This is a genomic window from Pantoea sp. KPR_PJ (genome assembly GCF_041386365.1).
Taxonomy (GTDB): Bacteria; Pseudomonadota; Gammaproteobacteria; order Enterobacterales; family Enterobacteriaceae; genus Pantoea.
The window spans coordinates 85,522-110,146 of sequence record NZ_JABMIK010000003.1 but is presented as its reverse complement, the minus strand read 5'-3'; the positions used below and the strand labels follow the sequence as shown (position 1 = coordinate 110,146).

Annotated in this window: 22 protein-coding genes, 1 tRNA gene and 1 pseudogene; 7 read left to right on the top strand and 17 right to left on the bottom strand. The window is 52.6% G+C overall.

What is annotated here, in order from left to right; translation table 11 throughout:
* Positions 1-137: 137 nt before the first annotated feature.
* Complete coding sequence (locus HP564_RS08960; protein WP_032260981.1) at positions 138-635, top strand: membrane protein; 498 nt, start codon at positions 138-140, stop codon at positions 633-635.
* A gap of 50 nt (positions 636-685) precedes the next feature.
* On the opposite strand, the gene HP564_RS08955 is transcribed toward HP564_RS08960, so the two are convergent.
* From HP564_RS08955 to HP564_RS08945, 3 genes are all read right to left on the bottom strand, one after another.
* On the bottom strand, positions 686-1,534 hold the full coding sequence (locus tag HP564_RS08955; protein WP_032260982.1) for a hypothetical protein: 849 nt from the start codon (positions 1,532-1,534) through the stop codon (positions 686-688).
* Positions 1,535-1,547: 13 nt separating this feature from the next.
* Positions 1,548-2,108 carry a recombinase family protein gene (locus HP564_RS08950; protein ID WP_032260983.1) on the bottom strand — a complete coding sequence of 187 codons (561 nt, stop codon included), beginning with the start codon at positions 2,106-2,108 and terminating at the stop codon, positions 1,548-1,550.
* 1,473 nt (positions 2,109-3,581) lie between these two features.
* Positions 3,582-3,875: a hypothetical protein gene (locus HP564_RS08945; protein WP_371242206.1), complete on the bottom strand. Its 294-nt coding sequence runs from the start codon at positions 3,873-3,875 to the stop codon at positions 3,582-3,584.
* A gap of 360 nt (positions 3,876-4,235) precedes the next feature.
* Here HP564_RS08945 and HP564_RS08940 point away from each other — a divergent pair, with 360 nt between their 5' ends.
* Together HP564_RS08940 and HP564_RS08935 are read left to right on the top strand one after the other, a co-directional pair.
* The gene (locus HP564_RS08940; protein ID WP_369137842.1) at positions 4,236-4,568 is read left to right on the top strand and encodes an NIPSNAP family protein; all 333 of its coding nucleotides are present in this window, start codon (positions 4,236-4,238) and stop codon (positions 4,566-4,568) included.
* Positions 4,569-4,825: 257 nt separating this feature from the next.
* Complete coding sequence (locus HP564_RS08935; protein ID WP_371242204.1) at positions 4,826-6,001, top strand: HNH endonuclease; 1,176 nt, start codon at positions 4,826-4,828, stop codon at positions 5,999-6,001.
* 327 nt (positions 6,002-6,328) lie between these two features.
* Here HP564_RS08935 and HP564_RS08930 read toward each other — a convergent pair.
* From HP564_RS08930 to proB, 11 genes and pseudogenes are all read right to left on the bottom strand, one after another.
* Positions 6,329-8,269, bottom strand: a pseudogene (locus HP564_RS08930) (tyrosine-type recombinase/integrase).
* A gap of 87 nt (positions 8,270-8,356) precedes the next feature.
* A tRNA-Thr gene (locus HP564_RS08925) sits at positions 8,357-8,432 on the bottom strand.
* 191 nt (positions 8,433-8,623) lie between these two features.
* Positions 8,624-10,372 (bottom strand): amylovoran biosynthesis protein AmsF, encoded by a 1,749-nt coding sequence (locus HP564_RS08920; RefSeq protein ID WP_371242202.1) that lies wholly within the window; start codon positions 10,370-10,372, stop codon positions 8,624-8,626.
* Between the two features lie 42 nt (positions 10,373-10,414).
* Positions 10,415-10,564 carry a hypothetical protein gene (locus HP564_RS08915; protein ID WP_371242200.1) on the bottom strand — a complete coding sequence of 50 codons (150 nt, stop codon included), beginning with the start codon at positions 10,562-10,564 and terminating at the stop codon, positions 10,415-10,417.
* Positions 10,565-10,568: 4 nt separating this feature from the next.
* Positions 10,569-10,862 (bottom strand): hypothetical protein, encoded by a 294-nt coding sequence (locus HP564_RS08910; RefSeq protein ID WP_371242198.1) that lies wholly within the window; start codon positions 10,860-10,862, stop codon positions 10,569-10,571.
* Positions 10,859-11,206 (bottom strand): hypothetical protein, encoded by a 348-nt coding sequence (locus HP564_RS08905; RefSeq protein WP_371242196.1) that lies wholly within the window; start codon positions 11,204-11,206, stop codon positions 10,859-10,861. The genes HP564_RS08910 and HP564_RS08905 overlap by 4 nt, the downstream gene beginning before the upstream one ends.
* The gene (locus HP564_RS08900; protein WP_371242194.1) at positions 11,203-11,670 is read right to left on the bottom strand and encodes a hypothetical protein; all 468 of its coding nucleotides are present in this window, start codon (positions 11,668-11,670) and stop codon (positions 11,203-11,205) included. The genes HP564_RS08905 and HP564_RS08900 overlap by 4 nt, the downstream gene beginning before the upstream one ends.
* A 202-nt stretch (positions 11,671-11,872) precedes the next feature.
* Complete coding sequence (locus HP564_RS08895; RefSeq protein ID WP_371242192.1) at positions 11,873-12,151, bottom strand: hypothetical protein; 279 nt, start codon at positions 12,149-12,151, stop codon at positions 11,873-11,875.
* Between the two features lie 423 nt (positions 12,152-12,574).
* Positions 12,575-13,306: a S24 family peptidase gene (locus HP564_RS08890; protein ID WP_371242190.1), complete on the bottom strand. Its 732-nt coding sequence runs from the start codon at positions 13,304-13,306 to the stop codon at positions 12,575-12,577.
* A 361-nt stretch (positions 13,307-13,667) separates the two neighbouring features.
* Positions 13,668-14,921 (bottom strand): glutamate-5-semialdehyde dehydrogenase, encoded by a 1,254-nt coding sequence (gene proA, locus HP564_RS08885; protein WP_371242188.1) that lies wholly within the window; start codon positions 14,919-14,921, stop codon positions 13,668-13,670.
* Positions 14,922-14,932: 11 nt separating this feature from the next.
* A complete protein-coding gene (gene proB, locus HP564_RS08880; RefSeq protein ID WP_371242186.1) occupies positions 14,933-16,036 on the bottom strand; it encodes a glutamate 5-kinase in 1,104 nt (367 codons plus the stop codon).
* Positions 16,037-16,289: 253 nt separating this feature from the next.
* On the opposite strand from proB, the gene ompC reads away from it, so the two are divergent.
* Positions 16,290-17,402: a porin OmpC gene (ompC, locus tag HP564_RS08875; protein ID WP_371242184.1), complete on the top strand. Its 1,113-nt coding sequence runs from the start codon at positions 16,290-16,292 to the stop codon at positions 17,400-17,402.
* Between the two features lie 466 nt (positions 17,403-17,868).
* On the opposite strand, the gene crl is transcribed toward ompC, so the two are convergent.
* The 3 genes from crl to gpt form a co-directional block, all read right to left on the bottom strand.
* The gene (gene crl / locus HP564_RS08870) at positions 17,869-18,270 is read right to left on the bottom strand and encodes a sigma factor-binding protein Crl (protein WP_371242182.1); all 402 of its coding nucleotides are present in this window, start codon (positions 18,268-18,270) and stop codon (positions 17,869-17,871) included.
* A 58-nt stretch (positions 18,271-18,328) separates the two neighbouring features.
* Complete coding sequence (gene frsA, locus HP564_RS08865; protein WP_371242180.1) at positions 18,329-19,576, bottom strand: esterase FrsA; 1,248 nt, start codon at positions 19,574-19,576, stop codon at positions 18,329-18,331.
* 105 nt (positions 19,577-19,681) lie between these two features.
* Positions 19,682-20,143: a xanthine phosphoribosyltransferase gene (gene gpt / locus HP564_RS08860; RefSeq protein WP_371242178.1), complete on the bottom strand. Its 462-nt coding sequence runs from the start codon at positions 20,141-20,143 to the stop codon at positions 19,682-19,684.
* A 255-nt stretch (positions 20,144-20,398) separates the two neighbouring features.
* Here gpt and pepD point away from each other — a divergent pair, with 255 nt between their 5' ends.
* The 3 genes from pepD to HP564_RS08845 all read left to right on the top strand — a co-directional run bounded on the left by pepD (position 20,399) and on the right by HP564_RS08845 (position 24,619).
* Entirely contained in the window at positions 20,399-21,856 is a 1,458-nt protein-coding gene (gene pepD, locus HP564_RS08855) for a beta-Ala-His dipeptidase (RefSeq protein WP_371242177.1), read from the top strand.
* 259 nt (positions 21,857-22,115) lie between these two features.
* Positions 22,116-23,621: a sugar ABC transporter ATP-binding protein gene (locus HP564_RS08850; RefSeq protein WP_371242175.1), complete on the top strand. Its 1,506-nt coding sequence runs from the start codon at positions 22,116-22,118 to the stop codon at positions 23,619-23,621.
* Positions 23,618-24,619, top strand: coding sequence for an ABC transporter permease (locus HP564_RS08845; RefSeq protein WP_371242173.1), 1,002 nt, complete (start codon positions 23,618-23,620; stop codon positions 24,617-24,619). The genes HP564_RS08850 and HP564_RS08845 overlap by 4 nt, the downstream gene beginning before the upstream one ends.
* Positions 24,620-24,625: the final 6 nt, after the last annotated feature.

The following is a 24,625-nucleotide window of genomic DNA, read 5'->3' as shown; positions in this document are numbered from 1 at the left end:
TGTATCACTACAATCAATAGATTCAAAATGAACACCAATAGTGACAAATAAAATCATGACTGTATGATGGTCATCACTGGTTATGTGTCTCCAGCACTCACTACAAGACGTGATGTTGTTTGGCAAATGAGGAAATCATGACGGGATCAGACTTTATATTACCGATGGCAGCGGGAGCCGTGCTTAGCTGGGCCAGCTACAACATAGTTGCTCACGTTTCAATAAAACGGCAGATCAGCAGCCTAAGAGCAATATCATGGGGTATTTTGGGAACTCTCTCTTTGGTGCTTGGAGTGTGTGCGTTTTCTGCTGTGAGTGCAGAACGCATAACAGAAAAGCAAGGTGCTGTTTGCGCAGTTAATACACCGGAATGCTATGCAAAAGCGCACCACAACCCCGTCAGAGAGTGCAAGCAGGTAATGGACAAGAAAGCGACGTTTCGCCATGTGTGGCAGGAAAGTGAAGTGCAGCCGGTTTTCGAAACTTACTTGTGGCATAATGAGAAAAAGAAAACGATTCAAGCGTTTGGACATCAGGCTAACGCCATTAACAGTCAGGGAATGCTCACACCGCTTCAATATTTTTGTGTTTTCGACGCCAACACCGGGGAAGTTATCGCGGCTTCGTTTGAGTGAAATGAAGCGGGGAAAGTAAGTTTCCCCGCCTTCAAATAGGTAAAGCAGAATTACTTGTTCTTCAATGATTCAAAAAGAGTCCACCCTTTATGAGTGACTTCGAATTGAACGCCTTTATAATCCCGAGAAGATATTAATTCATTGGATTTCAATTCATCTAAAGCAGATTTCCATTTAGCAACCTCTCTAGCATTTTCTCCACCGAGACTTTGGCCGCCAACATGAATATCTGTTCCATCCAGATGCTCTAATATTAATATCCCACCGCTTTCGTCCTCGCATGCCATCTTCAAGACAAAAATTGCATCTTCAGATAGAAGCATCTTAGGAGATTCTTGTTTTAAATTATCAGTTCCTTCTGAACGATAAGAGTTTATGATATTTTTCAGATATGAATTATTTGTGAGTGTCAGCGTCAATTGTTTATATAATTTATGTTTAAAATCAGTTGACTCATTAAAGGTCTCAATCAAGCCTTGTTGCATGCATTCTTGTTTGAATGCTTTTAGGGCATCATATTGCCCCATATCCACGGTATCAAGCACTACGGGTTTAGATGAAAAATATATCATTGCAGGTTTGCCCGCGTCTAAATGCTTGTGAATTTCTTCAACAGTCCCACTTGCTTCATCACCTGTCGGAGAGCCAAGTCGTGTCCAGAAAGCACCAATCAATAGATCGCAATCAACTAGCAGTCTCTGATTAATTAACTCCTGAGGTCTCATGCCAAGCTCCGGTGATGTGTGGGTTTCCCACCCAACAGGAATTAGCATAACTTTCGAGAGGGCAGAATTAATATCATTCCATTCGTGGATTACTTCCCGGATAATTCTTCTTTCTTCAGTAACATCACCAGGGGATGCGATCATTACAGGGATAACCGTTGCTGTGTAAGCCATAAACTCTCCATATTCAATCGACAATAGCCGCTATAGTCGCTCTGGAAACGCCATATTCGCGCGCTAACGCGCTGACACTGGTTCCGCTATTCTTTTTCGCTACAATCGCTCCACGAGCTTCTGGTGCAATTTTAAAGGGTCTTCCCAACTTCCTGCCTTCAGCTTTAGCCCGCGTTAACCCCGCCTGAGTGCGCTCAATCAGCAAATCTCGCTCCATCTCAGCTACAGCCGCCAGCATTGACAATAACAGCTTCCCGGCAGCGGAGGTGAGATCAGTATTCCCAAGCTGGTGGACTATCACCCTGATGCCGCGATCAGATAGCACCCGGACCGTTTGAAGCACATCAATAGCATCACGCCCCAAACGGTCAAGTTTGGCTACAACCAGCGTTTCATCGTCCCTGATTTTGCCCAGCAACTCTGAGAATGCTTTGCGCTGCATAGCAGGGGTTTTACCGCTAACGACATCAGTAAACCAAAAGTCAAACGTCCAACCAGCTTGCTCAAGCTCCAACCTCTGGTTCTCCGTATCCTGCTGAGCAGTAGAGACACGCCCGTAGCCGAAAATCGCCATTTTCAACACCTCTCAATACCTGTCAGAAAACGGTGTCAACAATAGGACGCCTGCCAACAATTGCCAAGGCTAATTTTTCAACATCTCGGAAGATACCTGCGAAGCGGTGCCAAAAAACAGTCGTTTGTTGGCATGGTGTTGAACGCAATGCCTAGCGGTGAAGACCTAACTCTCGTGCTGCTGGGTGCCAAGTCGAATCAAAATCATGTTGAACCATAGATTCAAAATGTTACTATTGGAATACATTCTCGGGGTTTTGGTATACAGACGCTTACCCGAAATGGCGCATCAACAAGGCTCTGCCGCTAGTGTAGCGGAGCCGGGGTGAAAAGAGGGGTCGCACTATTACCCACTGGTCTAGTTCCGAAAGGCGGCGTATGCCAGAGTGCGTGAGGTTATGTGAGGTGCTGAGTCTTGGACTTGCATAACCAATACCCAATAGTGAGTTATCATGTTTTGCAAAAGGCTTATGTGGTGAGCCTTTTTTAAAGCAGAGTAGCTCACATCGCCGATCCAAGCAGGGACCCAGAGAAGAGGTTACAACTCCGGAAGCCTGATTAGCCAAGGATCTCACTGCAAAACATCGCATTGATCCCTTGGGCTAGTTTTGCTCCCCAGAGAAGAGGTTTAATAAAACATATAAAACAAAACAAGAAGTTAAGAAGAAAACACAACCCAAGAACTAAGTTCTTGTTGTCTTGAAGTTTCAGCTTAGAACCCACCAGAACCCCCAACCCACACGACAAAAGCTACCGGAAAAATTGTCGCGCCGAAAAGTGGATCTCCTAGGTTTGGAAGCGCCCCTCTCAGGCATTGCGTCCGAAATTTTCCGCAGCGGCAGGCTTCTCCTTATAGAGCCAAACAGACTCAAAAGTTAAGAGGCGCGGTAAAGCTTAAAGCTCGCCCAGATTTCTCATTGATTGCTCGATCTCCGCTACCCATATATCAGGGCAAGGATAAACCCGGCTTTCGGTGCTGATCCGGTTCGGAGATACGCGACTGGTTAGCCCATGCAATGACTTAACATGCGCTATCCAGCATGTTTTGACTGTTCTCCCCGTTCGGGATTTAACATCATCGGCTATCTGCCGGTAAGTCGCCATAAACGTCCCTGCTCCTCAGGTTGTTAAAATATTCGGAAGGTGGCTACTTGTTGAAGGTTACATCTGATTCATCTAGCTGCACCAGTGGAGCTACGAAAGAGCTGAGAATTCTGCACCATGATTTCCACTACCCTTGATAAAAAACTCGCCACAGCGCGTTGAATAAGCATGTCACCGCATCTGTATCACTATGTGGTTCACTTTCTCAAACAGTGTTCTTAGTGTAAATGTAGCGGGATAAACTGGGCGCTGAAAAATAGAAATTTTTGATTTGGAAGCATCCCTTTCTGGCATTGCGCCCGAAAACTTCTGCGGCGGCGCAACAGTCCTTACAGAAGCGAGAGGCAATCACCATATCGCCTCTAATGCTCTAAAGAGAACGACCACTTTTCGCTGAATCCTGCGGACCGGGATTGCATTGTTCTTTTGTTCCAGGTAGATAAAAACTGCCGTTCTCATCGGGATCCGTTCCACCAAGACATCCTGCTCGCCCCGGTGAGTTATCTGAACTGCCGCTGTCAGAGCCATTCCCACCATCAGCTCCGGGTTTACCAGACTGGCCCATATATCCACCATTTCCGCCATTTCCGCCAGCGCCACCATTTCCGGCAATGGCAGAAAAAGCAAACAATGCCAAAATACAGACAAGAAAGTGTTTACCCATGTGTGAATCGCCTTTAATTGACCAGCCGTAGCACTATGTCATGTCTATGTATAATAGCTCGGATACATTTCAACAAAGCGTCAATAGCGGTGTGAAAACGTTATGTCAGGCCTAACAACGTAGATAACAAATTAGTGTGCGGCTTCGCCAGCCACTCTATGAGAGCGCCGCAAATTCTGCACCATGATTTCGACTACCTTCTTTAAAACACTCGCCAGGGAGCCTTATAGCGCGTTTAAACCGCATATCGCAGCTTCTGCTTACGGATGACTGTCTGATTAGCAGTAGCTTCATGGCCAAGTCCGGTTTACTTTATTGCTATCAACCAGGAGCCGCCCAAGGGCAACACGGAGATAACGCTTGAGAACCGTCGAAATACTGCAATACACCTTACGCAAAGGCAGCGGTGCCGCTTTTCACGCCATAATGCAGGAAATCAGTGTTCCCCTACACCAAAGCCACGGGATCGATGTTGTTTCGTTTGGCAACTCGCTTCATGACCTGGATTGCTACTACTTGATTCGCGCCTTTGACAGCGCTGAAAGCATGACTGCGGTTCTCGATGCTTTTTACGCAAGCGCAGACTGGCGCAGCGGCCCACGCGAAGACATCGTTGGCAGCATAGAGAACTGCATTAAAACAGTGATTAGCCTACCATCAGAAAGCGTGAAAGGGCTGCGATTAAAACAGTGATTAGCCTACCATCAGAAAGCGTGAAAGGGCTGCGGGTGCAATCGTAGGTAATCAAGTGTATTAGCTTAGAGTTGACCTAAAACAGCTAAGGCAGATAGCCAAACCTAATCTGACAGGCAGCTTTGTGCCAAGAACGGTCCTTCATGTATCAAGTTGTGTTGCTAGGATTAACGACAAAAAATGATGCAAATTAGTTCAATGATGGTAAGTTAAAACATGCTTAAACATTCTTATTTTAATATAAAAGTTAAATAAACATGCAAACAAACCCAGAGAAGTGTATTTTTTGTGATACTCCCTTTGATAAAGGTAGCCTAGAGCATGTATTCCCTAGTGCGTTAGGTGGAAGAATTACCACAACACATGCGACATGCAAAAGTTGCAACAATTTATTTTCTGAAGCGAGTTCAGATGCGGTTGAGATCGCTCTGGCTGATAACTTCATTTATATCAGGAATGCTTTGAATGTTTGGTCTGGAAGAGGAAACCCACCACCAACAATAAAGGAAGCAGGTCAGTTTGATGATGGAATCAAGTATGATCTCGCACCAAACTTGACACCTATTGTGTCTAAGTCAAGAATACCCTCAAAAGATGAAACTGATAGCAATACAGCCTTTGATTTCGTTGCTCAAGATGTAGATGATGCTAATAGGATTGTAGGAATTCTTAAGAAGCGCGGCCTTAATATAGGGGATATTAATGCAAAGTATGTTACAACTAAGGCTCCTGTTATAAGAGCTAGCATTAAGTTTGAAGGAAATAAGATTTTTCGTGCTATAGCGAAAATTGCTGTAGTCTCCTATGTTGTTTTGTATGGCAATTCTCGAGCAAGAACCGATATCTATCAGAGCCTTAGGGAATCCATACGAAGTGGAGAACCTGACATTACAAAATATTGCGGATGGGACTATGCAAATGATTTTCCTGTCATTACAAATTTACACCCACACGAAAAGACCCCAGACGCCGTTCAATGTGGTTTTGAACACACTGTATTTATAACTAATGTAAATCACCAATTGGTTGCTTATATAAAACTTTTTGGTGCATTTAATTTCTCTATTATTTTAGGTAATCATTCGAGTATATCACCCAAATGCTTGTGCTTAAATCCTACAACAGGAAAATCTTCAAGATTTAATGTTTTATTTAACCCGCCATTAAGTTACATACCTAAAAATATTGACTCATTCAAAATTGAACATGAATCCGTTTGGGAAAATGTTCAGTTAGCAATGAATTCTATAGTAGAGCACTGTCAAAGTTTATCGACCGAAGAGTATATTAGAAGCCTCAGCCAAGAGTTAATGATTTCTGTTCAAACTGCATCCGTTGACTCTGACATATCTGAAATAATAAGATCATTTTCAGAGAAGCTTGCTCATATAGAAAATGGATTGGCGTGGGAAGAAGAAATTAATATTGAATAATATTGGCTCCTTCGAAGTAAAATTTATTCAGTTATTGTTGCTGAGAAAGAATGCTTGATAGATTCTTTCTGTAAAGCAGCTTTCTCCTTCATAACATGCTACGGCCCTATCGAAGCGCTTAGTTTCCGCTCCTCGCTCAAGGCGGACTGATAGACTTGATTGTGTGCTGTAAGTGAAAACCGTCAGATCAAGTCTGAGCTAATACAAATCAAGTCTCACCAAACGCGTTTTGAGCGTCTCCAAATTCAGCACTATGAAATCCACCACCCTTAATAAAAAACGCGCCAGAACCATTCTGAGCGCGTTAGAGTAAGAGAAAAAGTCAGGCTATTGCGGTTCTTTCCGCGATTTATTGCTCTGCTTAATCCGTAGCGCATCAGCTACCGCATCGACACCATCTTCGCAAACGAATGGTGCAACTTCCGGTAGCCCTAACGTAACGCTCTCAAGCACAGTATAAAGAGCCGCTGGTGGATGATCTTTGCTATATCAGTTCTCTGTCTCGCCAGAACCGCGGATATGTCCAACAAACTGCGCACGCGTCTCGCTGTCGATTCCTGCTTGTTTGAGCCTGGTAGAAAACGTGTGACGGAATGAATGGAAAGATTTCTTGCTATCCTTTTCAAATCCTAATTGCACTTTCAGCAACGAACGGTTAAACCAGTCCGAAGCCTTATCGCCGTATCCTTTTACAGAGTGGTAAGGAAGCTCAGGAAATAAACGCGCATGACCTGCTTTCTTCAATGCTTCGCAATAGCGGATTAATCCAAGTTTGATCAATGTCGGGTGCAACGGTATTTTTCTTCGTGAATTAATCGTTTTCAGTGACTGATCGACACGCTCGTTGCTGATTTCTAAGAAATAAAAACCGACTGCATCCTGCTTAATATCATCTAGATAAAGCTGGCATAACTCATTAATCCTTGCTCCGGTAAAGAATCCGATGAGTGGCAACCAGTAATGAAATGCACGATAATGATGGAAGCGTCCCTCGCTATTTCTATCCACAGTTCCACGTTTAAACCAAGGGCGGTTAAAAATAGCGTGTAAATCCTCATCAGTGAAATCAGCTTTGAAGTCCTGATCCATCTTTTCATTTTCTACAGGTGCGAAGAATTGATTCGCTGGGGACTTAATAAAAATACCTTCTCCATCAGCCCACCTGAAAGCTTCGAAGATAACCCGCATATATTTACGAACGGTGTTATCAGTCATTAGAGGGTCGCCATTCTCTTTTGCTTTAACCATCAGCTCATGAATATCATTGATTTTATATCGGATTTTAGCTAAATCACGGCGTGCAGGTATCGACCTTAGTAAGCTCTCATACTCACGGAGATAGTCACGATCTACTTTTACAAGCTTTGGATCACCCATGACTTCAGCCAGTAGGCTAAAACCTTCCCGAACTCGATTCTCTGCCTTTTCGGTGAATTTCCCTCCGCGCTTGTAGCGAATATATTTTTCACATAACTCGCTCATTTTCACTGAGTAGTATTTACGATTTACATATTCATTATCCGGTATTAATGAAGGCAATAATACAGGGGTAATTGCTTTTGGTCTCTCAGGCATGATTGGAGAAACTGCGGTGCTATGTGACAGCCAAAATAATCGTAAGCGCTCGGCTTGCACACGATGAATCATTAGTGAACCAGGCGAGATTTCGACACCGGGAAAATCAACGAACCATGCAGCTTTTGATGAAATCTCCGAGGATTTAAACGCGGTTTCTGCTTCCAACGGCTCACCAGCTATCATCTGACGTAATATACGTGAGGCAACCAAGGGCTGGATATAACCGTTCAGAGGACCTCTGATCCCGATGTTAATGGCACTATCGATAATAAATCCAGAAGCCTCAGGATCATCCTTATCAACGAGTGAAAGGTCTTCCACATAGTAAGCAGGACGCCCATCAGCAAGCCAAAACAGCGGGATATTCGTATCAAGCAGGCGCTGAGCAACTTGTTGCAGGGAAGCACTCGTTAAACCGCAAAATTCAGCAAGGCTGATCATTCCTTCGCCCGCCAAAGCAGGCGCACTGCTCACCAACTTTTCTCTATCCAATTTTTGATACTCACCCAAACATCGCTGCCAGACAGCCAATAGGACTGCGGCAATCGCTCGCGCTTTTCTGATGTCGTTTGTTTCTGTTGAAGCGTGAATCTCACGCTGTCCCGTGTAGAGACGGTATCGGGCGGGAACTGCAATACGGACAACATAAATACCGCTGCTACGGCGATACAGATTATCACGTTGAGCCATCGGCTGTATGACCTCTATGTAGTAGAGGCTACGCGATTTCACTCTGAATGAATTTAATGTTAATTAAATCAATAAGATATAAGTGAATGGTGCCGATAATAGGAGTCGAACCTACGACCTTCGCATTACGAATGCGCTGCTCTACCAACTGAGCTACACCGGCATTGAGGCGAGAACTACGGGGCAATAAGTTAGAAAAAAGCGGAACTTCCGTCAAGAGGCGGCACGCGCGGATGCTGGTTTTCTCGTCATTTGACACGGAAAATCGCCAGCCAGCCTGCTCCCCTCTTCTTCTGACCGAAGCCAGAAACAAAAAAAGGCGAGGCCGCAGCCTCGCCAAAGACGTGCTCATCATCAATCGTAATAAGGAACCTTGCGGTCCGTACCATTGATATTGATCAGCACAAAGCCCGAAGGCGTGGTTTTGTTTGTCGGCGTACCGGCGGTCGTCGCGAGCGTCACTACGCCTTTCTCATTGGCACCAATACCTGCTACGCCGTTGTGCAGGCCAAAGCGTGCAGCCGGTTTTAGCGTGCCCATTTTGGTGGTATCCGTCACCACCGACATATCGGACTGGAACAGCGAACAGGAGCCGGTATCGAAACGCGTTGGACCGGTGTTTTTCAGGTTGAACATGGTATCGCCACTGTTGGCGGCCAGCTTGACCCACACCACCGCATAGGTGGTCCCGACGCGGCTGTAGCGAATATCCAGCACCGCAGGCTGCCCCATATGGCAGGCATCGGCCCAGACCGTTTCCAGTCGCTGAAGGTTAATCCAGGTTTTACCGGTCCCCACCATATTCACCGGCGACGCTGCGGTGGTCGACGGTGAGGTAGCATCAGCCTTACCGATCAGCTCAATCACCCACTGCTGGTTGGCATTGGGGAAAAAGAGCTGACCGAGGCGATACCAGTTATCGGTGCTGGTATTGTTCGTGACCTTATAGCCGCTGTAGTAGCCTGCCCGCAGCGAACCGGTCATGAAGGTACCGTGGTTTTCATCACGGCGATAACCATACTCGAAAGTAGAGAGCCAGCGGCCGCTGGCTGCATCCTGTGAAATTTTCGCACCGGATTGCAGGCCAATCTGACGCATCACGACACGCGCGTTGTTAAGATTGAACGGATTGCCGCAGTCTTCAATATTGAGCGTATCGATGGTCCAGCCGCCGTCTGAGAGATCGCCAGGGTTACGCGTATGCTCAATCCAGACGTTACGCAAAATCCCCTGCGTCACGCGCGGCATGTAGAGCGTGGCATCGCCGTAGCCGGTCTGGAAGTTGGCGTTGCTCAGCTCGATTGCCGTTGAGTGGTCCCACACGCCTTTCGGCGAGTTTGACCAGCCCACATCAAACACGCGCGAATAGGTGTAGAGCGTATAGATCTGGTCAAACTTGCTGTCGAGCGTATCCAGCAGTTTAAACACCGTCCCGCCAGTGTTTTGCGCACGGAAACAGTAAATATTGACCGTTTCCCCCTCAATGCAGGTGTTCTCAAAAAACGGCTGATTGTTGCTCACCAGATCGGCCGTAATGGTGCCGGTATTTTTCACGGTATCGGCGCTGGCCTGACCGTTCCACGCCATGCCTCTGATCGCCGTACGACGCGCTTTCACCTTGAAGACCGGGGTAGCGCTTTTATCAGAGATGATGGTGGTACGCGGCAGCGAACCCAGCTCTGAGTCATCACCGAGCAGTCCAAAAAAGGTCGATTCTGTGGCGCTGAGATCGATAGGCTTAATCAGGAATTTCCCCCCGGGAAAACGCACCGGCAGCGCGACACAGTTGGCGTTCCAGGTTTTGGTCCAGTTATACATACGCATAAAGGCGTCGGTATCATCGGTGTAGCCGTCCCCTTTTGCGCCGAAGTGCAGCACGTTCAGTTCGGCGGGATCGTTGATGGTACGTTTCCAGTAAAAACCGTCGCCAACCGCAATTGTCCCGCCGTCATCTTTCAGCGTGGTGGTGCCGAGGTAACCCACAAAATCGCCGCCGCCACGGAAGGTTGAATCCTTATCGTAGTAGCGGTTCAGGCTGGCAACTTCACCGGCTTTGCTGGGTTTGGTCAGGCGCAGTTCAGCATAAGAGTTTACTTCGATCATGGTATCCTCCTCAGGATTTAAGCAGACATTGTCAAACGGTAATCAGGGTCTGGCCGGATGGCCGCAAAGCGCATCCCACATGTCGTTGTGGGTGTTGATGGCGCGAACGGTGCGAACGTCGAGGCGCTGCGCGTCATCGCCGTGGGTATAAATGGGGGAAAAAAGGATGCAGGCCGAATCGGTTACGGCCACGGGTTCAGGGCTGGTGATATTTCGACTGCTGCAGCTTGTCGCGAGCAGCAGCGTCATCAATATTGCTGTTCTCGGTCGCCACACGGGTCGCCTCCTCACGATGCAGTTGTTGCTGATGCGCGACAGCGGCGGTTTGTGCCGCCTCTTTCTTCGCGCTCTCCGTATCGGCTTTAGCCTGCTGCTGCACCTTACCGATCTTTTTGCCGCCGAAGTAGCTGGCACCCAGCGCCGCAATTAGCGCACCTGCCGCGGCAATCCACTGCCAGCCGCCCGAAAGCAACGTCGTAAAAAGACTCATGGTTTCGGCTCCTCCAGCTGCTGTCGCTTAATCGCCAGATTCTTCTGCCGCACAAACTGCGCGATCACGCCCATCGCCACCATAAAGGCACCAATAAGACCGAGGTAGTTATGAGGAAGAATGGCTTTAACGTCTTCCGGCAGGGTGTTCCAGGCGTCGAGCGCAGATGAGGGAAAAGACTGTACCCAGGCGCTGAGCATCGATCCCAGTGAGGCGAGCCAGACCGACCAGGTTCTAAACAGCAGGCGGGCATGTGCCACAAACTCCAGCGTGGTGAAGCGCTGCATAATCAGCAGCACGATGATGACGGACAGCACGGCGATGATAAAAAATAACCACTTCATAGCAGCCCCCTGTAAACGTCATAAGTGCCACTGCGCATCACTTCGGCATGGCGCCTGGCCCGACCCGGCGTCTGCCGCGCCCAGAGGCTGTTGAGCATGGCATTGGCTGCGCTGTCATAATCCCCTGACGCCACAGAGGTCAGCATGTTTTTAAACAGCGACAGGCCATCCACACCCAGCTGATAAGCCATGCTGTAGAGCACATCACTACGTGCCTCGTTGCACTTTGCCAGTGCCTGTTGCAGCAGCGGACGGCTCTGCATCTGCTGGGCTTTGCTCTCAATAATGCACTTCTTCCAGACGTCGCCAGCCTGACGCGGCACGCGGAAAACGTAGTTACTGAGTGATGCGCCTTTCGGTCCAATACGAATACCGCCCGCTACGGTAGGGAATCCCTGCGTGTCAAGATAAGGCGCTTCGACGTAACCCTCTTCAAAGTTGAGAATCTCAATTATTTGACTCATAGCCATTCCTCTTTTCCAGGCACGGGAAAGGCTTCCCGATGCGACAGCAACAGTTAAATCACACTGATCAGTGCCAGAGATAACCCCAGCACTGACCCCATAAAATTCAGCAGCCGGGCTGAACAGTGTGATGACAATTCCCGTCCAGACAAAACGGGAGAAAAGGTGAAGTAAAGCGGTACAGGCAAGAAACAAAGCAGGCTCAGCGCACGGCGTAGAGATGCACATGCGGCAGACAGCAATTATCAAAACTGGCAGTTTCAATGCGGGTGACGTGCGTGGTCGTTATCGCTCGCTCAACGCGCGACAGTGTCGGACGCTGTGCAATACGTTCAGCGCGACGTAACGGGGGGGTTTCGGGTTCGCAGCCCAGCGCCTGATCGATACTGAGCTTGAGTCGACTGAGCGGCTGACGCCGCCGATGCCTGCGGGTACGGGCATTACCTACAAATACGCTTTTGCCATAGTTTATTATCGCCATAACTCCTCCTGTGAATGAGTCTTTGGCGATGGGGTGGCAGGCGCGGGTTTTCGGCAAGCCGAACCGTCCCGGACGCCGTGTTTTCCGCTCACAGCGCAGTGCCCCGGCTGTAATAACAGCCAGGCTAAGCGCGAGTAAGAAGAAAAAGGCGGCATCTGACGACGCTGCATGTGCGCATCCACCCCATCCCAAAGTTCACTGACTTTGGATGGTTTGATTCGCGCTTGTGCAGCGCCTCGATTGTTTAAGAGCGGCTCATTCCCTGAGGAAGATGTTTCGTTGGTCCACGCTCAAATTATTAACATGTTCTTATGGTTTATCAAACACTGACAGTTAATTTTTTATTTACTATTGGTTAAATTTTTGAATTTTGCTGAATTATTTTTTTCTGCGGTCTGGTAGAGACCGGATGTTGACCGGCCTTTATCCCAGAATTTGATAGTGGCGTGCCTGGCTGAGGATCACTTTTGCCAGCACCTGCATACTGTCAACGTCCTCCCGATTGAGATACCAGGTTTCATAGCGCTTATTATCTGAAATAACAGCAATTTTTTTGTGCTGGAGCTGTAAACGCTTCAGGTAAAGCTGATTATCCAGGGTGAAAATGTAGATGCCATCCCCATCAAACACCCTGACGCTGATATCCACGAACAGCTGATCGCGGGGTGCAAAGGTCTCCACCATCGAATCGCTGTTGATAGCAATAAGCCGGATGTTTTCTGCTGGCCGTCCGTTAAACAGCACGCGCGCCTCATCGACGCCATACTCGACGGCGTGGATCGTTTCGACAAATTCATCACGGGTATGCAGCCCCGAGGCGGACTTCTGGCCGATATCCAGGCTCTCAATACGGAAGACGTTGCGCGGCACGTTCAGGCTGTCGACCGACAGCGATGCGGCTGGCTTTTCCATTCCGTACTGTAACCACTCCACCCGAACGCCCAGCAGACGGCTTAACGCCAGCAAATTATGGTCATCGGGAATGGACTGTGCGTTAAACCACTTCCATACGCCCGGTGTCGAAATTTTGCACCCCTGCTGCTGTAACGCTTTAGCAACCTGTTTGTTTCGTCCATGTCCGACAATTCCCGCACTTTCGCATGCGGCAATCAGCCTGGCAGTGAAAGCTTGTCTCGTACTCTCTTTTTTAACCATTAGTTAATAATCTGCCATAGAGGAGGTACTGAATGTTATTTTCATTATTGCTACCAGTTCATTTTATATTACCGCCCGTTTACTACCCAATTGCTTTTGTAAAGCGACGCTAATTATCATTATCCCTTTCACGCGCTGCGCAGCCAGTATCAATCGCCCCGCGTGCTAAAGCGCCCCTGCTTTCAGGAATGTTCCGTAAAAAAACGCGTAAAAAATATGCGCTCGCCGCGTAGCGCCAATATTGATTGCCCGATGTATGACAGGCCATGGCTGAAAACTCCAAAATTAGCTGGATCGAAAAAATGGCATGAAAAAAAAGGGCGTCCGCGATGGACACCCTTATTGTTAAAAAAAATCGCAATCAGGGGCGCAGCGTATCATCACCCCACGCCACCCATTTGTACGTCGTCAGCGCCTCCAGGCCCATCGGGCCGCGCGCATGCAGCTTCTGCGTGCTGACGGCCACTTCCGCGCCCAGACCAAACTGGCCGCCGTCGGTAAAGCGCGTGCTGGCGTTGACGTAAACCGCCGAGGAGTCAACCTGATTGACGAAGCGGCTGGCGTTTTGCGTGCTGCGCGTCAGGATCGCGTCGGAATGCTGGGTGCCGTGCCTGCGGATATGATCGATCGCCGCATCCATGTCATCCACCAGCTTCACGTTGAGATCCAGTGACAGCCACTCATCGTCGTAATCGCCGCTTTTGATCGGCGTTACGCTGGCATCGCAGCCCTGTAACAGGTCCAGTACATTCTCATCCGCATGCAGAGGGATGCCTTCCTGCGCCATACGTGCCGTGAAGGGGGGCAGAAAGCGCCCGGCAATGCTGCGATGGATCAGCAGCGTTTCCAGTGAGTTACAGGCGCTGGGACGCTGTTTTTTCGCATTAACGATAACCTCAAGCGCAGGTGCAATCTCCATGGTCTCATCCAGGTAAATATGACAAACGCCGATGCCGCCCGTGATCACCGGAATCGTTGAGTTTTCGCGACAGAGCTTGTGCAGGCCCGCCCCGCCGCGCGGGATCAGCATGTCGACATAGCGATCCAGCTTCAGCAGCTGATTCACCAGTTCGCGATCCGGATTTTCAATCGCCTGCACCGCGGCCGCAGGCAGGCCATACTGCCGCAGCGCGTTCTGAATAACGCGCACCGTAGCGGCGTTAGTCCGCCACGTCTCTTTACCGCCGCGCAGGATCGCTGCATTGCCGGTTTTCAGACACAGGCTGGCGACATCCACCGTTACGTTCGGGCGCGCCTCATAAATCACGCCAACCACACCGAGCGGTACGCGGCGGCGTTCAATACGCAACCCGCTGTCAAGCTGGCCGCCGTCAATCAGCTGGCCGACCGGATCGGCAAGCTGGCAGACCTTACGCACGTCATCGGCAATGGCACTCAGGCGCTGAGGAGTGAGCGTCAGGCGATCGAGCAGCGCGGCGCTCATGCCGCTGGCGCGCGCCTCGGCGAGATCCTCTTCATTAGCTGCCAGAATGAGCTCGCGCTCCTCATCGAGGCGGTTGGCGATGGCGAGCAGGACCTGATTTTTCTCAGTGGTTGACAGTTCCGCCAGCTTATATGCAGCGGCACGCGCCGCTTTACCCATTTCTTCAAGCATTTGACCGCTCCTTAACTGACGATCATATCGTCGCGATGCACGGCTACCGGACCGTATTCATAACCGAGGATCTCCCCGATCTGCTGGCTGTGATGGCCGGCAATCATACGCAGCGCATCGCTGTTATAGCGTGAGACACCGTGGGCGATATCACGCCCTTGCAGGCTGCGAATGCGGATCACCTCGCCGCGTGAAAAGTTGCCGCGCACGTCGCGGATGCCTTTGGGAAGCAGCGAGCTGCCGCGCTCCAGCACCGCGGTCAGCGCGCCGTCGTCGATGGTGATTTCACCCGCAGGCGGCGCGCCAAAGATCCAGCGCTTGCGGTTCTCCAGCGGCGTCTGCATAGCGTGAAAACGGGTACCAACCGGCTTGCCGTCGATCACGTCAGCAATGACGCCCGGACGGCTGCCCGCGGCAATGATGGTGTCGATACCGGCGCGGCAGGCGACGTCCGCGGCCTGGAGCTTGGTCGACATTCCCCCGGTGCCGAGGCCGGAGACGCTGTCACCCGCCAGGGCGCGCAGCGCGTCGTCAATTTCATGCACGTCACCAATCAGCTCAGCCTGCGGGTTGCTGCGCGGATCGGCGGTAAACAGCCCCTGCTGATCGGTGAGCAGCAGCAGCTTGTCAGCGCCGCCCAGCATCGCCGCCAGCGCCGACAGATTATCGTTGTCACCGACTTTGATCTCCGCCGTCGCCACCGCATCGTTTTCATTGATGACCGGCACAATGTGGTTATCGAGCAGCGCACGCAGCGTGTCGCGCGCGTTAAGGAAACGCTCGCGATCTTCCATATCCGCTCGCGTCAGCAGCATCTGGCCAATGTGGATGCCGTAAATCGAGAACAGCTGTTCCCACAGCTGAATTAAACGGCTCTGCCCCACCGCAGCCAGCAGCTGCTTTGAGGCGATGGTAGGCGGCAGTTCCGGGTAGCCCAGGTGTTCGCGTCCGGCCGCCATTGCGCCAGAGGTAACGATCACAATGCGATGGCCCGCCGCGTGCTGCTGTGCACACTGACGAACCAGCTCTACCATATGCGCCCGATTTAACCGACGTGAACCGCCGGTAAGGACGCTGGTCCCCAACTTGACCACCAGGGTCTGACTGCCGCTCATATTTCCTGCCGTTTAAGTAAAAAAGAAAAAATTTCTGCGAAGGGACGTTTTATCAGGAGTGGGAAGCGAAGCCAACTCTCCACCGGGGAAAAGTACGAAAATCCGTGGACAATTCGCCAGAGCTGACCTTCGCCTATAACAAGAAACCCGAAAAAACGTCATAAATCTTTCATCTCAACCCGGTAAAAAGGCCCCTGATTTATAAGCCCTTCTCAGGGGCATTACACATTTTACTCATTGGGATTGATAGCAAATGAAGAAAAGTCTACTGGCTCTGCTCGTCTCTGCTCTGACGCTGACTTCGGCTGCCCACGCGGCGGAAGTGTATAACAAAGACGGCAATAAGCTGGACTTCTACGGCAAAGTTAAAGCGATGCACTACCTGAGCGATGCGGATAATCAGGATGGGGATAAGTCTTACGTGCGTATCGGCTTTAAAGGCCAGACGCAGATTAACGACCTGATGACCGGCTACGGTCAGTGGGAATATCAGTACAACGTCAATAACTCTGAAGGCGCCGATGCCAGTAATGGCAACAAGACCCGCCTGGGCTTTGCCGGCCTGAAATTTGGTCAGTATGGCTCGGTCGACTATGGCCGCAACTACGGCGTGCTGTATGACGTCGAGGCCTGGACCGACGTCTTCCCGGAATTTGGCGGCGACGGCACCGCGCGCGCCGATAACTTTATGACGCAGCGCACCACGGGCGTGGCCACTTACCGTAACACCAACTTCTTTGGTCTGGTCGACGGTCTGCGCTTTGCCTTGCAGTATCAGGGCCGCAACGATGCAAACGGCAGCAATTCACGTAGCGATATTAACCGCCAGAACGGCGACGGCTACGGCGCGTCACTGGGCTATACCCTGGGCGATAGCGGCATCAGCGTCATGTCAGCCATTACCTCCTCTGACCGCACCAGCCAGCAGCAGGCACGCGCCTACGGTCAGGGCGATCGTGCGGATTCCTGGGGGGCGGGCGTGAAGTATGACGCTAACAGCCTTTACCTTGCGGCGATCTATACGCAAACGCGCAACATGACGCCGTTTAGCGGGACCAACCGCGCCACGGGCCTGGCGGCCGCCGGTGCAGCGAACAAAGCGCAAAACATCGAGCTGGTGGCGCAGTATCAGTTTGATTTCGGCCTGCGTCCGTCGCTGGGCTACGTGCAGACCAAAGGCAAAGATATTGAAAACGGTATTGGCGATGCAGATCTGGTGAAATATATCGACGTGGGCGCGACCTACTACTTCAACAAAAATATGTCGGCGTTTGTGGATTACAAAATTAACCAGCTGGACGACGACAATCGCCTTAGCCTGAACAACGACGACGTGGTTGCTGTGGGTATGACCTATCAGTTCTGAACAGCGGATGCCGCTGCGACGCGCGGTGGCATCAGGAAATCTTCACTGTCTCTGATTAACTGTCCACCGCGTGCGGCCAGATACGCATGTTACCGTGCGTCGGTGGCCGTGGCGCGTCTCGCCTTGAGGCGGGCAGCGCGCGCCTTATCACAGATGTAGCGGCTGGCGAGCCGGTCATTTCAGCCCTGCCCGCGCATTTCAGGCGCAATGCTGTAAAGCCGGTGTTAATTACGCCGGTTTTATCACTGCTGTTCAGTTAACAGCCATAACCCAATAGGCCACAGCAATATTTCGCTGATGTCCGCGTCCGGTGAGCGCGTAAATTACCGGCAGAGGGTGAGACTATGTTGACAGAAAAGGAAGCAGCCCGGCAGGTAACAGATATGCGTAGCGGGAGAAGAGAAAGCGTATCGAAGCAGACACAGCCCATCTAAGCCACTGTGTCTGCTGTTCACACCCAGGCGCGTTACGCGCTCAGTTTAACCGGCTGCTCATCGAAACCGCTGGCGGGCGTCAGCCCCAGATTCAGCTCCTCCAGCATCGCTTTCAGACGAGTGTGGAAGTTACGCAGCGTATCTTCAACCTTCTGATTATTCTCTTTCCCTTTGATGTTCGCGACGGACCAGTCACCCTCTTTATCGAACAAGCCGATATGATAGACATAGGTAAAATGATCTTCGTGCGCTTCCAGCTCCATCCACCAGCCCCAGAACTCACGGCTTTCCGGCGCGGGCTTAACGTTGACGCAGGCGGCCAGGCAGTCGAAAAAGAACCGCGTTTGCTCACACTTTCCTTCGCGGATATACGGTCCCAGCTCGGTGAAGCGCTTAAGCAGGCGACTACGGGGATGACCACTCGGTAACGTCATGCTAATTCTCCATAAGTTTGACCGTTAGTATTAAAGCAAACCACTGTGATTTTGCCAGCTACTGTTGTAACCGCTTTGCCAGCCAGTCGCAAACCTGATTCAGGGCGCGCTCGAAACTCGCCAGCGCCGGGCGCGGCGCAATCGACAACAGTTTACCTTCGGCGGATGAATGAACAATCAGTCGCGCATCCTCTTCCGTACCAAAGGGATCGCCCGGCCAGTAGCCCGCCAGCATCGGCGTTGGCGTGCGACGGCCCAGCAGACCCTGCACTTTGAGCGAGTAGCGATTAAGCTCGGTGCGCAGCGCGCTGTCGCTGGCATAATCCATACCCAGACGGCTGGCGAGCATATCCATATACATATCGGGAATCGCATCCTGCTGCTGGACGCTGGTGAGCAGGCTGTGCACCATCGGGCCCAGCGTCGCGACTGCCCGCAGCCGTGGCGCTTCGAGATAGGCCAGGCGTACCGCAACGTTGGCCCCAAAACGGTAGCCAAACGCCGCCACGCGCTGGTGATCAATCCAGGGCACGCTCGCCAGATCGCGCAGCACCTGCTGATGAATAAAGCTGGTGTCCTGGCTGAGGCGACACTTCACCGAAAAGCCGACCGACGGCATATCCAGCGTCAGCATGGCGATGCCACGCGGGGCCAGGTAGTCATGGAACAGGCGGTAGTGGTCGCTTTGCAGCGAATCAAGGCCACCGCAAAACAGCACGGTAGGGTAAGGTGCGCGGGCGTTGGGCGGCATATGCAGGAAGCCGGTCACCGCGTTGCCGCCTTCCATTTTAAAGCTCAACGCTTTCAGCTCACCAGGCAGACGCTGCGTCGCCTCTTCATAGGCGCGGTTCGCCAGCGTCTGCGCCTGATCCGCCAGCTCGTCCCCTTTTATATAAGGATAGGCGGCCAGACTGAAGAGATGAGAGGCGCGCAGCCAGTGTTCACCCGCCAGCTGGTCCTCCTCCTCCTGCTGCGCGCGCGCCTGCCAGTACCCCGCCTGCTTAGACCATTCAAACGCCCAGTTACCGCTGCGAAAACCAATAACCGTATCCAGCAGCGCATCATTGGTGTGCCGTTGATCGCTGACGGCGATACGCGCCAGCACTTCGCTGATCTCCTGAGGCGGCACGCCACGCCATGTCCACATCAGCTTGTTCAGCATACGATACCAGCCGTGCTGGCTGCTGCCGTCGAGGGTGGCTTCAACGTCAACGCTGGCGTGGTGCTGGCGGCGAACCAGCGACGAGGTTTCAGGATAGTTATAGTGTGGCTTGAAGAGCTCTTCGCTGAGATTTTTACTCGACATACTCTGTTCTCCTGGCAAGAAGCTAAGTGTACTGCACGGCAACAGAGGGTGCGAGGCGTAAAAAGCACAACGCCCGGCAAGCCGGGCGTTGTGAGAAGAACCAGATCAGGCGCCTTTGACGATAGGCGGAATGTACATCACGCCCATGTCCCATGGCTGCTCAATCCAGGTGTTCTGCGGAATGTCGACCACATAGTCGTCTACCAGCGGACGCCCCGCCGGTTTAGCGAAAATAGTGACGAAGTGCGCTTTAGGGTACATTTCACGGATCGCCTGTGCGGTGCCGCCGGTATCAACCAGATCGTCGATCACGACAAAGCCTTCACCGTCGCCTTCTGCGCGCTTCAGGACTTTCATTTCGCGCTGGTGATCGTGGTCGTAGCTGGAGATGCAAACGGTGTCGACATAGCGAATGCCCAGTTCACGCGCCAGCAGCGAGGCAGGCACCAGACCGCCGCGGCTCACTGCGATAATGCCTTTCCACTGTTCAACAGGAAGCAGGCGCTGAGCCAGTTTGCGGGCATGAATTTGTAGCATGTCCCAGGTAACGACGTATTTTTCACTCATGAATCGCGATCCCAGCCAACTTAATCGGCTTAAATAATGTGCAACGGGAAAAAGGTTGCGCGAGATTATAAGGATCCTCAGCGCTAAAAACCAGCATCCGAGCGACTGGTTGCGGCTTTTTAGCGCGCCTGAGTACGCACCGGCCATTAAAGAGTGATATTCTCAGCCCCATCACGTCAGTTTCGCTGACGGCGACCCTTTACTGGAAACTCGCGCATCCCGGCTTCGCCGGCGCACTGACACAGGAGACCTGTCGTGTCTGAATTGTCTCAGCTTTCTCCCCAACCGCTGTGGGATATTTTCGCCAAAATCTGCTCCATTCCGCACCCCTCTTTTCATGAAGAAGCGCTGGCCACCTATATTGTGGGCTGGGCAAAAGAACAGGGATTCTGGGTCGAGCGCGACGCAGTCGGCAATATCCTGATCCGTAAACCGGCCACCGCCGGGATGGAGAACCGCACGCCGGTCGCGCTGCAGGCTCACCTTGATATGGTGCCGCAGAAGAATAACGACACCGTGCATGACTTCACCAAAGATCCGATTCAGCCTTACATCGACGGCGAATGGGTTAAGGCGCGCGGCACCACGCTGGGCGCTGACAACGGTATCGGCATGGCCTCTGCGCTGGCGGTGCTGGCCGACAGCAGCCTGACGCACGGCCCGCTGGAGGTACTGCTCACCATGACGGAAGAAACCGGCATGGATGGCGCATTTGGCCTGCAACCTGACTGGCTACAGGCGGAGATCCTGATCAACACCGACTCAGAAGAGGAAGGTGAGATCTATATGGGCTGCGCCGGCGGCATCGACTTTATCACCACGCTGCCGCTGACGCGCGAAGCTGTGCCGGCTGGCTTTGAAACCCTGAAGCTGACGCTGAAAGGCCTGCGTGGCGGTCATTCCGGCGCGGATATCCATATGGGCCTTGGCAACGCCAACAAACTGCTGGCGCGTTTTCTTGCCGCACACGCCGCCGAGCTTGACCTGCGTCTGATCGATTTCACCGGCGGTACGCTGCGCAATGCCATCCCGCGTGAAGCTTTCGCGACGCTGGCGGTTGAGAGCCATAAGGTCGATGCACTGAAAGCGGCGGCCGCGCACTTCCTGCTGGCGCTGCAAAATGAGCACGGCGTGAAAGAGAAGAACATTAACGTGGTCACCGAGCCGCTGGCCCATCAGGGCGAGGCGCTGAACGCCGAGAGTCGAGACCGCTTCCTGAATTTGCTGAACAGCACGCCGAACGGCGTTATTCGCAACTCGGACGTGGCGCAAGGCGTGGTAGAAACTTCGCTGAACGTTGGCGTGGTGACGATGGAGAACGATAAAGCAGAGATTAACTGCCTGATCCGCTCGCTGATCGACACAGGCCGCGACTATGTGGTGCAGATGCTGACCTCGCTTGGCCAGCTGGCGGGGGCGCAGACCAAACCGAAAGGGGGCTATCCGGGCTGGCAGCCTGACGCAAACTCGCCGATTATGGCGCTGACCCGTCAGACCTATATCGCGCTGTTTGATAAGACACCCAACATTCAGGTGATCCATGCGGGTCTGGAGTGCGGCCTGTTCAAAAAACCTTACCCGAATATGGACATGGTCTCTATTGGCCCCACCATCACCGGCCCGCACTCGCCGGATGAGCAGGTTCATATTGAGAGCGTCGGCCTTTACTGGAAACTGCTCACCACCTTGCTGAATGTGATTCCAGAAAAGTAAGCGCATCCTGATGTCATCAACCAGGCTTCGGCCTGGTTTTTTTATGCCTGCGCCCTGCCCCAGAATAATCCACTGCTTTATTTCCGTTTCCTGTTGTAAAACGCCAGCGTTAACCGGCCCGCCAGCTTTAGCCGCCAAAGTATCCAGATGTCTGGATGGCTAATAAGAATTCGTGCTAGCTTATGCGCTTTCGGCTGTTGCCGCGCCTGAAACTTCAGGAAAAAATTGCGGCCACAGATTGATTAGGGAGCTTCGCTTAATGAGCGCGATAAATCGCCTTGAGATGCGCAATATTTCGATCGCATTCGGCGGATTTGCTGCCCTGACGCAGGTGAATTTCGTCGCTGACGGCCACTCCGTGCATGCGCTGACCGGGGCGAACGGCGCGGGTAAATCGACGCTGATGGCAGTGCTGTCGGGCGCGCACAGCCACTACAGTGGCGAGATCTGGCTGGACGGCGTGCCGGTCTCGATTCGCAGCCCGCGTGATGCTAAAAAACTTGGTATCCACCTGGTACAGCAGGAGGTCGACGTAGCGCTGGTGCCTCAGCTGAGCGTGGCGGAAAACATCCTGCTGGATCGGCTGGCGGAGCCGGGTCACGGCTTTCGCTGGCGTGCGATCCGTCGCCAGGCGCGCGCGCTGCTGGCCGAGCTCGACGTCAGCCTCGACGTCAATCGTCTGGTGGAGCGCTGCACCCTGGCAGAGAAGCAGCAAATTTTACTGGCGCGCGCGCTGTCGCATCACTGCCGTTTTCTCATCCTTGACGAACCCACCGCGCCGCTCGATCAGCATGAGAGCGAGCGGCTGTTTGCCGTGGTACGTCGCCTGCAAACAAGCGGTATCGGCGTGGTGTTTATCTCTCATCGTATCCACGAGTTAAAGGCAATCTGCGATCGGCTGACGGTGCTGCGCGACGGCCGCCTGATTGAGAGCGGGCCCATGGCGGCGCTGAGCGGCGAACAGATTGTGGAGAAGATGCTCGGCCATGAGCTGACCGATATTTATCCGCCGCGCCGCCCTGTCCGCGCACAGCCGCTGCTGCTGGCGGTAGAGGGTCTGCACGACGATCGGCTGTTGCAGGATATCTCGCTGCGGCTGCATCAGGGTGAAATCCTCGGCATTGCCGGGCTGGCAGGCGCGGGCAAAACCGAGCTGTGCAAAGCCTTGTTCGGTGCCAGCAAAAGCCGGGTTGCGCGTGGCGAACTGCACGGCAGGCCGTGGCGACCGCAATCGCCTCACGACTCGGTCACCCGGCGCATGGCGCTGGTGCCTGAAGAGCGGCGCAAAGAAGGCATTTTTATCGATGAACCGGTAACGATGAACCTCAGCGTCAGCGCGGATAACAGCTTTTCGCGCTGGAGTCTGTTTGGCCATCGCCGGGCGTGGCGCTGGGCTGAAGAGGTTATTCAGCGGCTTAACGTGCGGACCACCGGCCCGGCGCAGTCGCTGCGCCGTCTCTCCGGCGGCAACCAGCAAAAGGTGGCGATCGGCAAGTGGCTGCGCAACGATGCCGACGTGCTGATTTTTGATGAACCGACAAAAGGCGTCGACATCAAGGCAAAGACTGAACTGTTCCACTTAATCAGCGGGCTGGCGCAGGAGGGTAAAGGCATTATCTACGCCTCCGGCGAGTTTTCTGAACTGGTCGGGCTATGCGACCGAATTTGTGTGCTCTGGGACGGGCGCATTGTGGCCGAGCTGGACGCGCATGCGGTCACCGAAGAAACGCTTCTGCTTTATTCCACTGGAGGAACCCCTGCGTGAGCAGTAAAGAGATAACCCTGAAGGCAGCCTCCCCGTTGCTGCGCCACCAGCTTTTCGACTTTCTCTACAAGTGGGGCATGCTGATTACGGTCGCCATCCTGATTGTGGGCTTTGGTCTGGCGTCCGACAGCTTTCTGCAACCCAATAACATTATCAATATCTTGCGCGCTATCGCTATCGTTACGGTGATCGCTGTGGGCGTATCCGTCTCGCTGACCGTGGGCGGCTTTGACCTGTCAGTGGGATCAACCGCCTCGCTGGCCAATGCGCTGGTGATTTCGCTGTTTGTCTGGTACGGCATGAACACCACCGAAGCAATGCTGATTACGCTGGCGCTCTGCACGCTGATCGGCCTGTTTAACGCCTTTCTTATCGTTATCCTGCGCATTCCCGACATGCTGGCGACGCTCGCCACGCTGTTTATTATCCAGGGGGTGGCGATGACCTATAGCTTTGGCGGATCTATTACTGAAAACATGGTGATGCCGAACGGCGATATGGCGGAAGGCACCATTCCGGCGAACTTTGGCCTGCTGGGTCAGGTGCCGGTGATCGTCATTATTATGCTGGTCGTCACCCTGGTGGCGCAGCTGGCGCTGTCACTGACTACCCATGGCCGTCGTATGTATGCGCTGGGCGGCAACCCCGAAGCGGCGCGCCTCTCAGGCATCCGCACCACAGGCTACCGCGTGCTCGCCTACGTGATCGCCTCACTGCTGGCGGGACTGGGCGGCATTCTGCTCGCGTCGCGCATCGGTTCGTCGCAGGTCAATGCGGGCGGTGGCTATCTGATGGACGCCGTCGCTGCGGCCTGGATCGGTTTATCGCTGGCCGGTTCCGGCAAGCCCAACGCGCTGGGCACGCTGGTGGGCGCGGTGCTGCTTGGCGTGCTGCAAAACGGGCTGGTGATGCTCTCTGTGCCCTATTACGCCATGGATATCATTAAGGGACTGGTGCTGGCTCTGGCACTGGCAATGACCTACGTTCAGCGTCGCTAACGCTGA

Coding starts and splice junctions, on each gene's coding strand:
- HP564_RS08900 (WP_371242194.1), bottom strand. CDS start 11,670: ATGAGTCAAATAATTGAGATTCTCAACTTTGAAGAGGGTTACGTCGAA.
- HP564_RS08905 (WP_371242196.1), bottom strand. CDS start 11,206: ATGAAGTGGTTATTTTTTATCATCGCCGTGCTGTCCGTCATCATCGTG.
- HP564_RS08850 (WP_371242175.1), top strand. CDS start 22,116: ATGAGCGCGATAAATCGCCTTGAGATGCGCAATATTTCGATCGCATTC.
- HP564_RS08945 (WP_371242206.1), bottom strand. CDS start 3,875: ATGGGTAAACACTTTCTTGTCTGTATTTTGGCATTGTTTGCTTTTTCT.
- HP564_RS08960 (WP_032260981.1), top strand. CDS start 138: ATGACGGGATCAGACTTTATATTACCGATGGCAGCGGGAGCCGTGCTT.
- proB (WP_371242186.1), bottom strand. CDS start 16,036: ATGAGCGGCAGTCAGACCCTGGTGGTCAAGTTGGGGACCAGCGTCCTT.
- frsA (WP_371242180.1), bottom strand. CDS start 19,576: ATGTCGAGTAAAAATCTCAGCGAAGAGCTCTTCAAGCCACACTATAAC.
- HP564_RS08910 (WP_371242198.1), bottom strand. CDS start 10,862: ATGAGTCTTTTTACGACGTTGCTTTCGGGCGGCTGGCAGTGGATTGCC.
- gpt (WP_371242178.1), bottom strand. CDS start 20,143: ATGAGTGAAAAATACGTCGTTACCTGGGACATGCTACAAATTCATGCC.
- HP564_RS08935 (WP_371242204.1), top strand. CDS start 4,826: ATGCAAACAAACCCAGAGAAGTGTATTTTTTGTGATACTCCCTTTGAT.
- HP564_RS08895 (WP_371242192.1), bottom strand. CDS start 12,151: ATGGCGATAATAAACTATGGCAAAAGCGTATTTGTAGGTAATGCCCGT.
- ompC (WP_371242184.1), top strand. CDS start 16,290: ATGAAGAAAAGTCTACTGGCTCTGCTCGTCTCTGCTCTGACGCTGACT.
- HP564_RS08920 (WP_371242202.1), bottom strand. CDS start 10,372: ATGATCGAAGTAAACTCTTATGCTGAACTGCGCCTGACCAAACCCAGC.
- HP564_RS08950 (WP_032260983.1), bottom strand. CDS start 2,108: ATGGCGATTTTCGGCTACGGGCGTGTCTCTACTGCTCAGCAGGATACG.
- HP564_RS08890 (WP_371242190.1), bottom strand. CDS start 13,306: ATGGTTAAAAAAGAGAGTACGAGACAAGCTTTCACTGCCAGGCTGATT.
- proA (WP_371242188.1), bottom strand. CDS start 14,921: ATGCTTGAAGAAATGGGTAAAGCGGCGCGTGCCGCTGCATATAAGCTG.
- crl (WP_371242182.1), bottom strand. CDS start 18,270: ATGACGTTACCGAGTGGTCATCCCCGTAGTCGCCTGCTTAAGCGCTTC.
- HP564_RS08955 (WP_032260982.1), bottom strand. CDS start 1,534: ATGGCTTACACAGCAACGGTTATCCCTGTAATGATCGCATCCCCTGGT.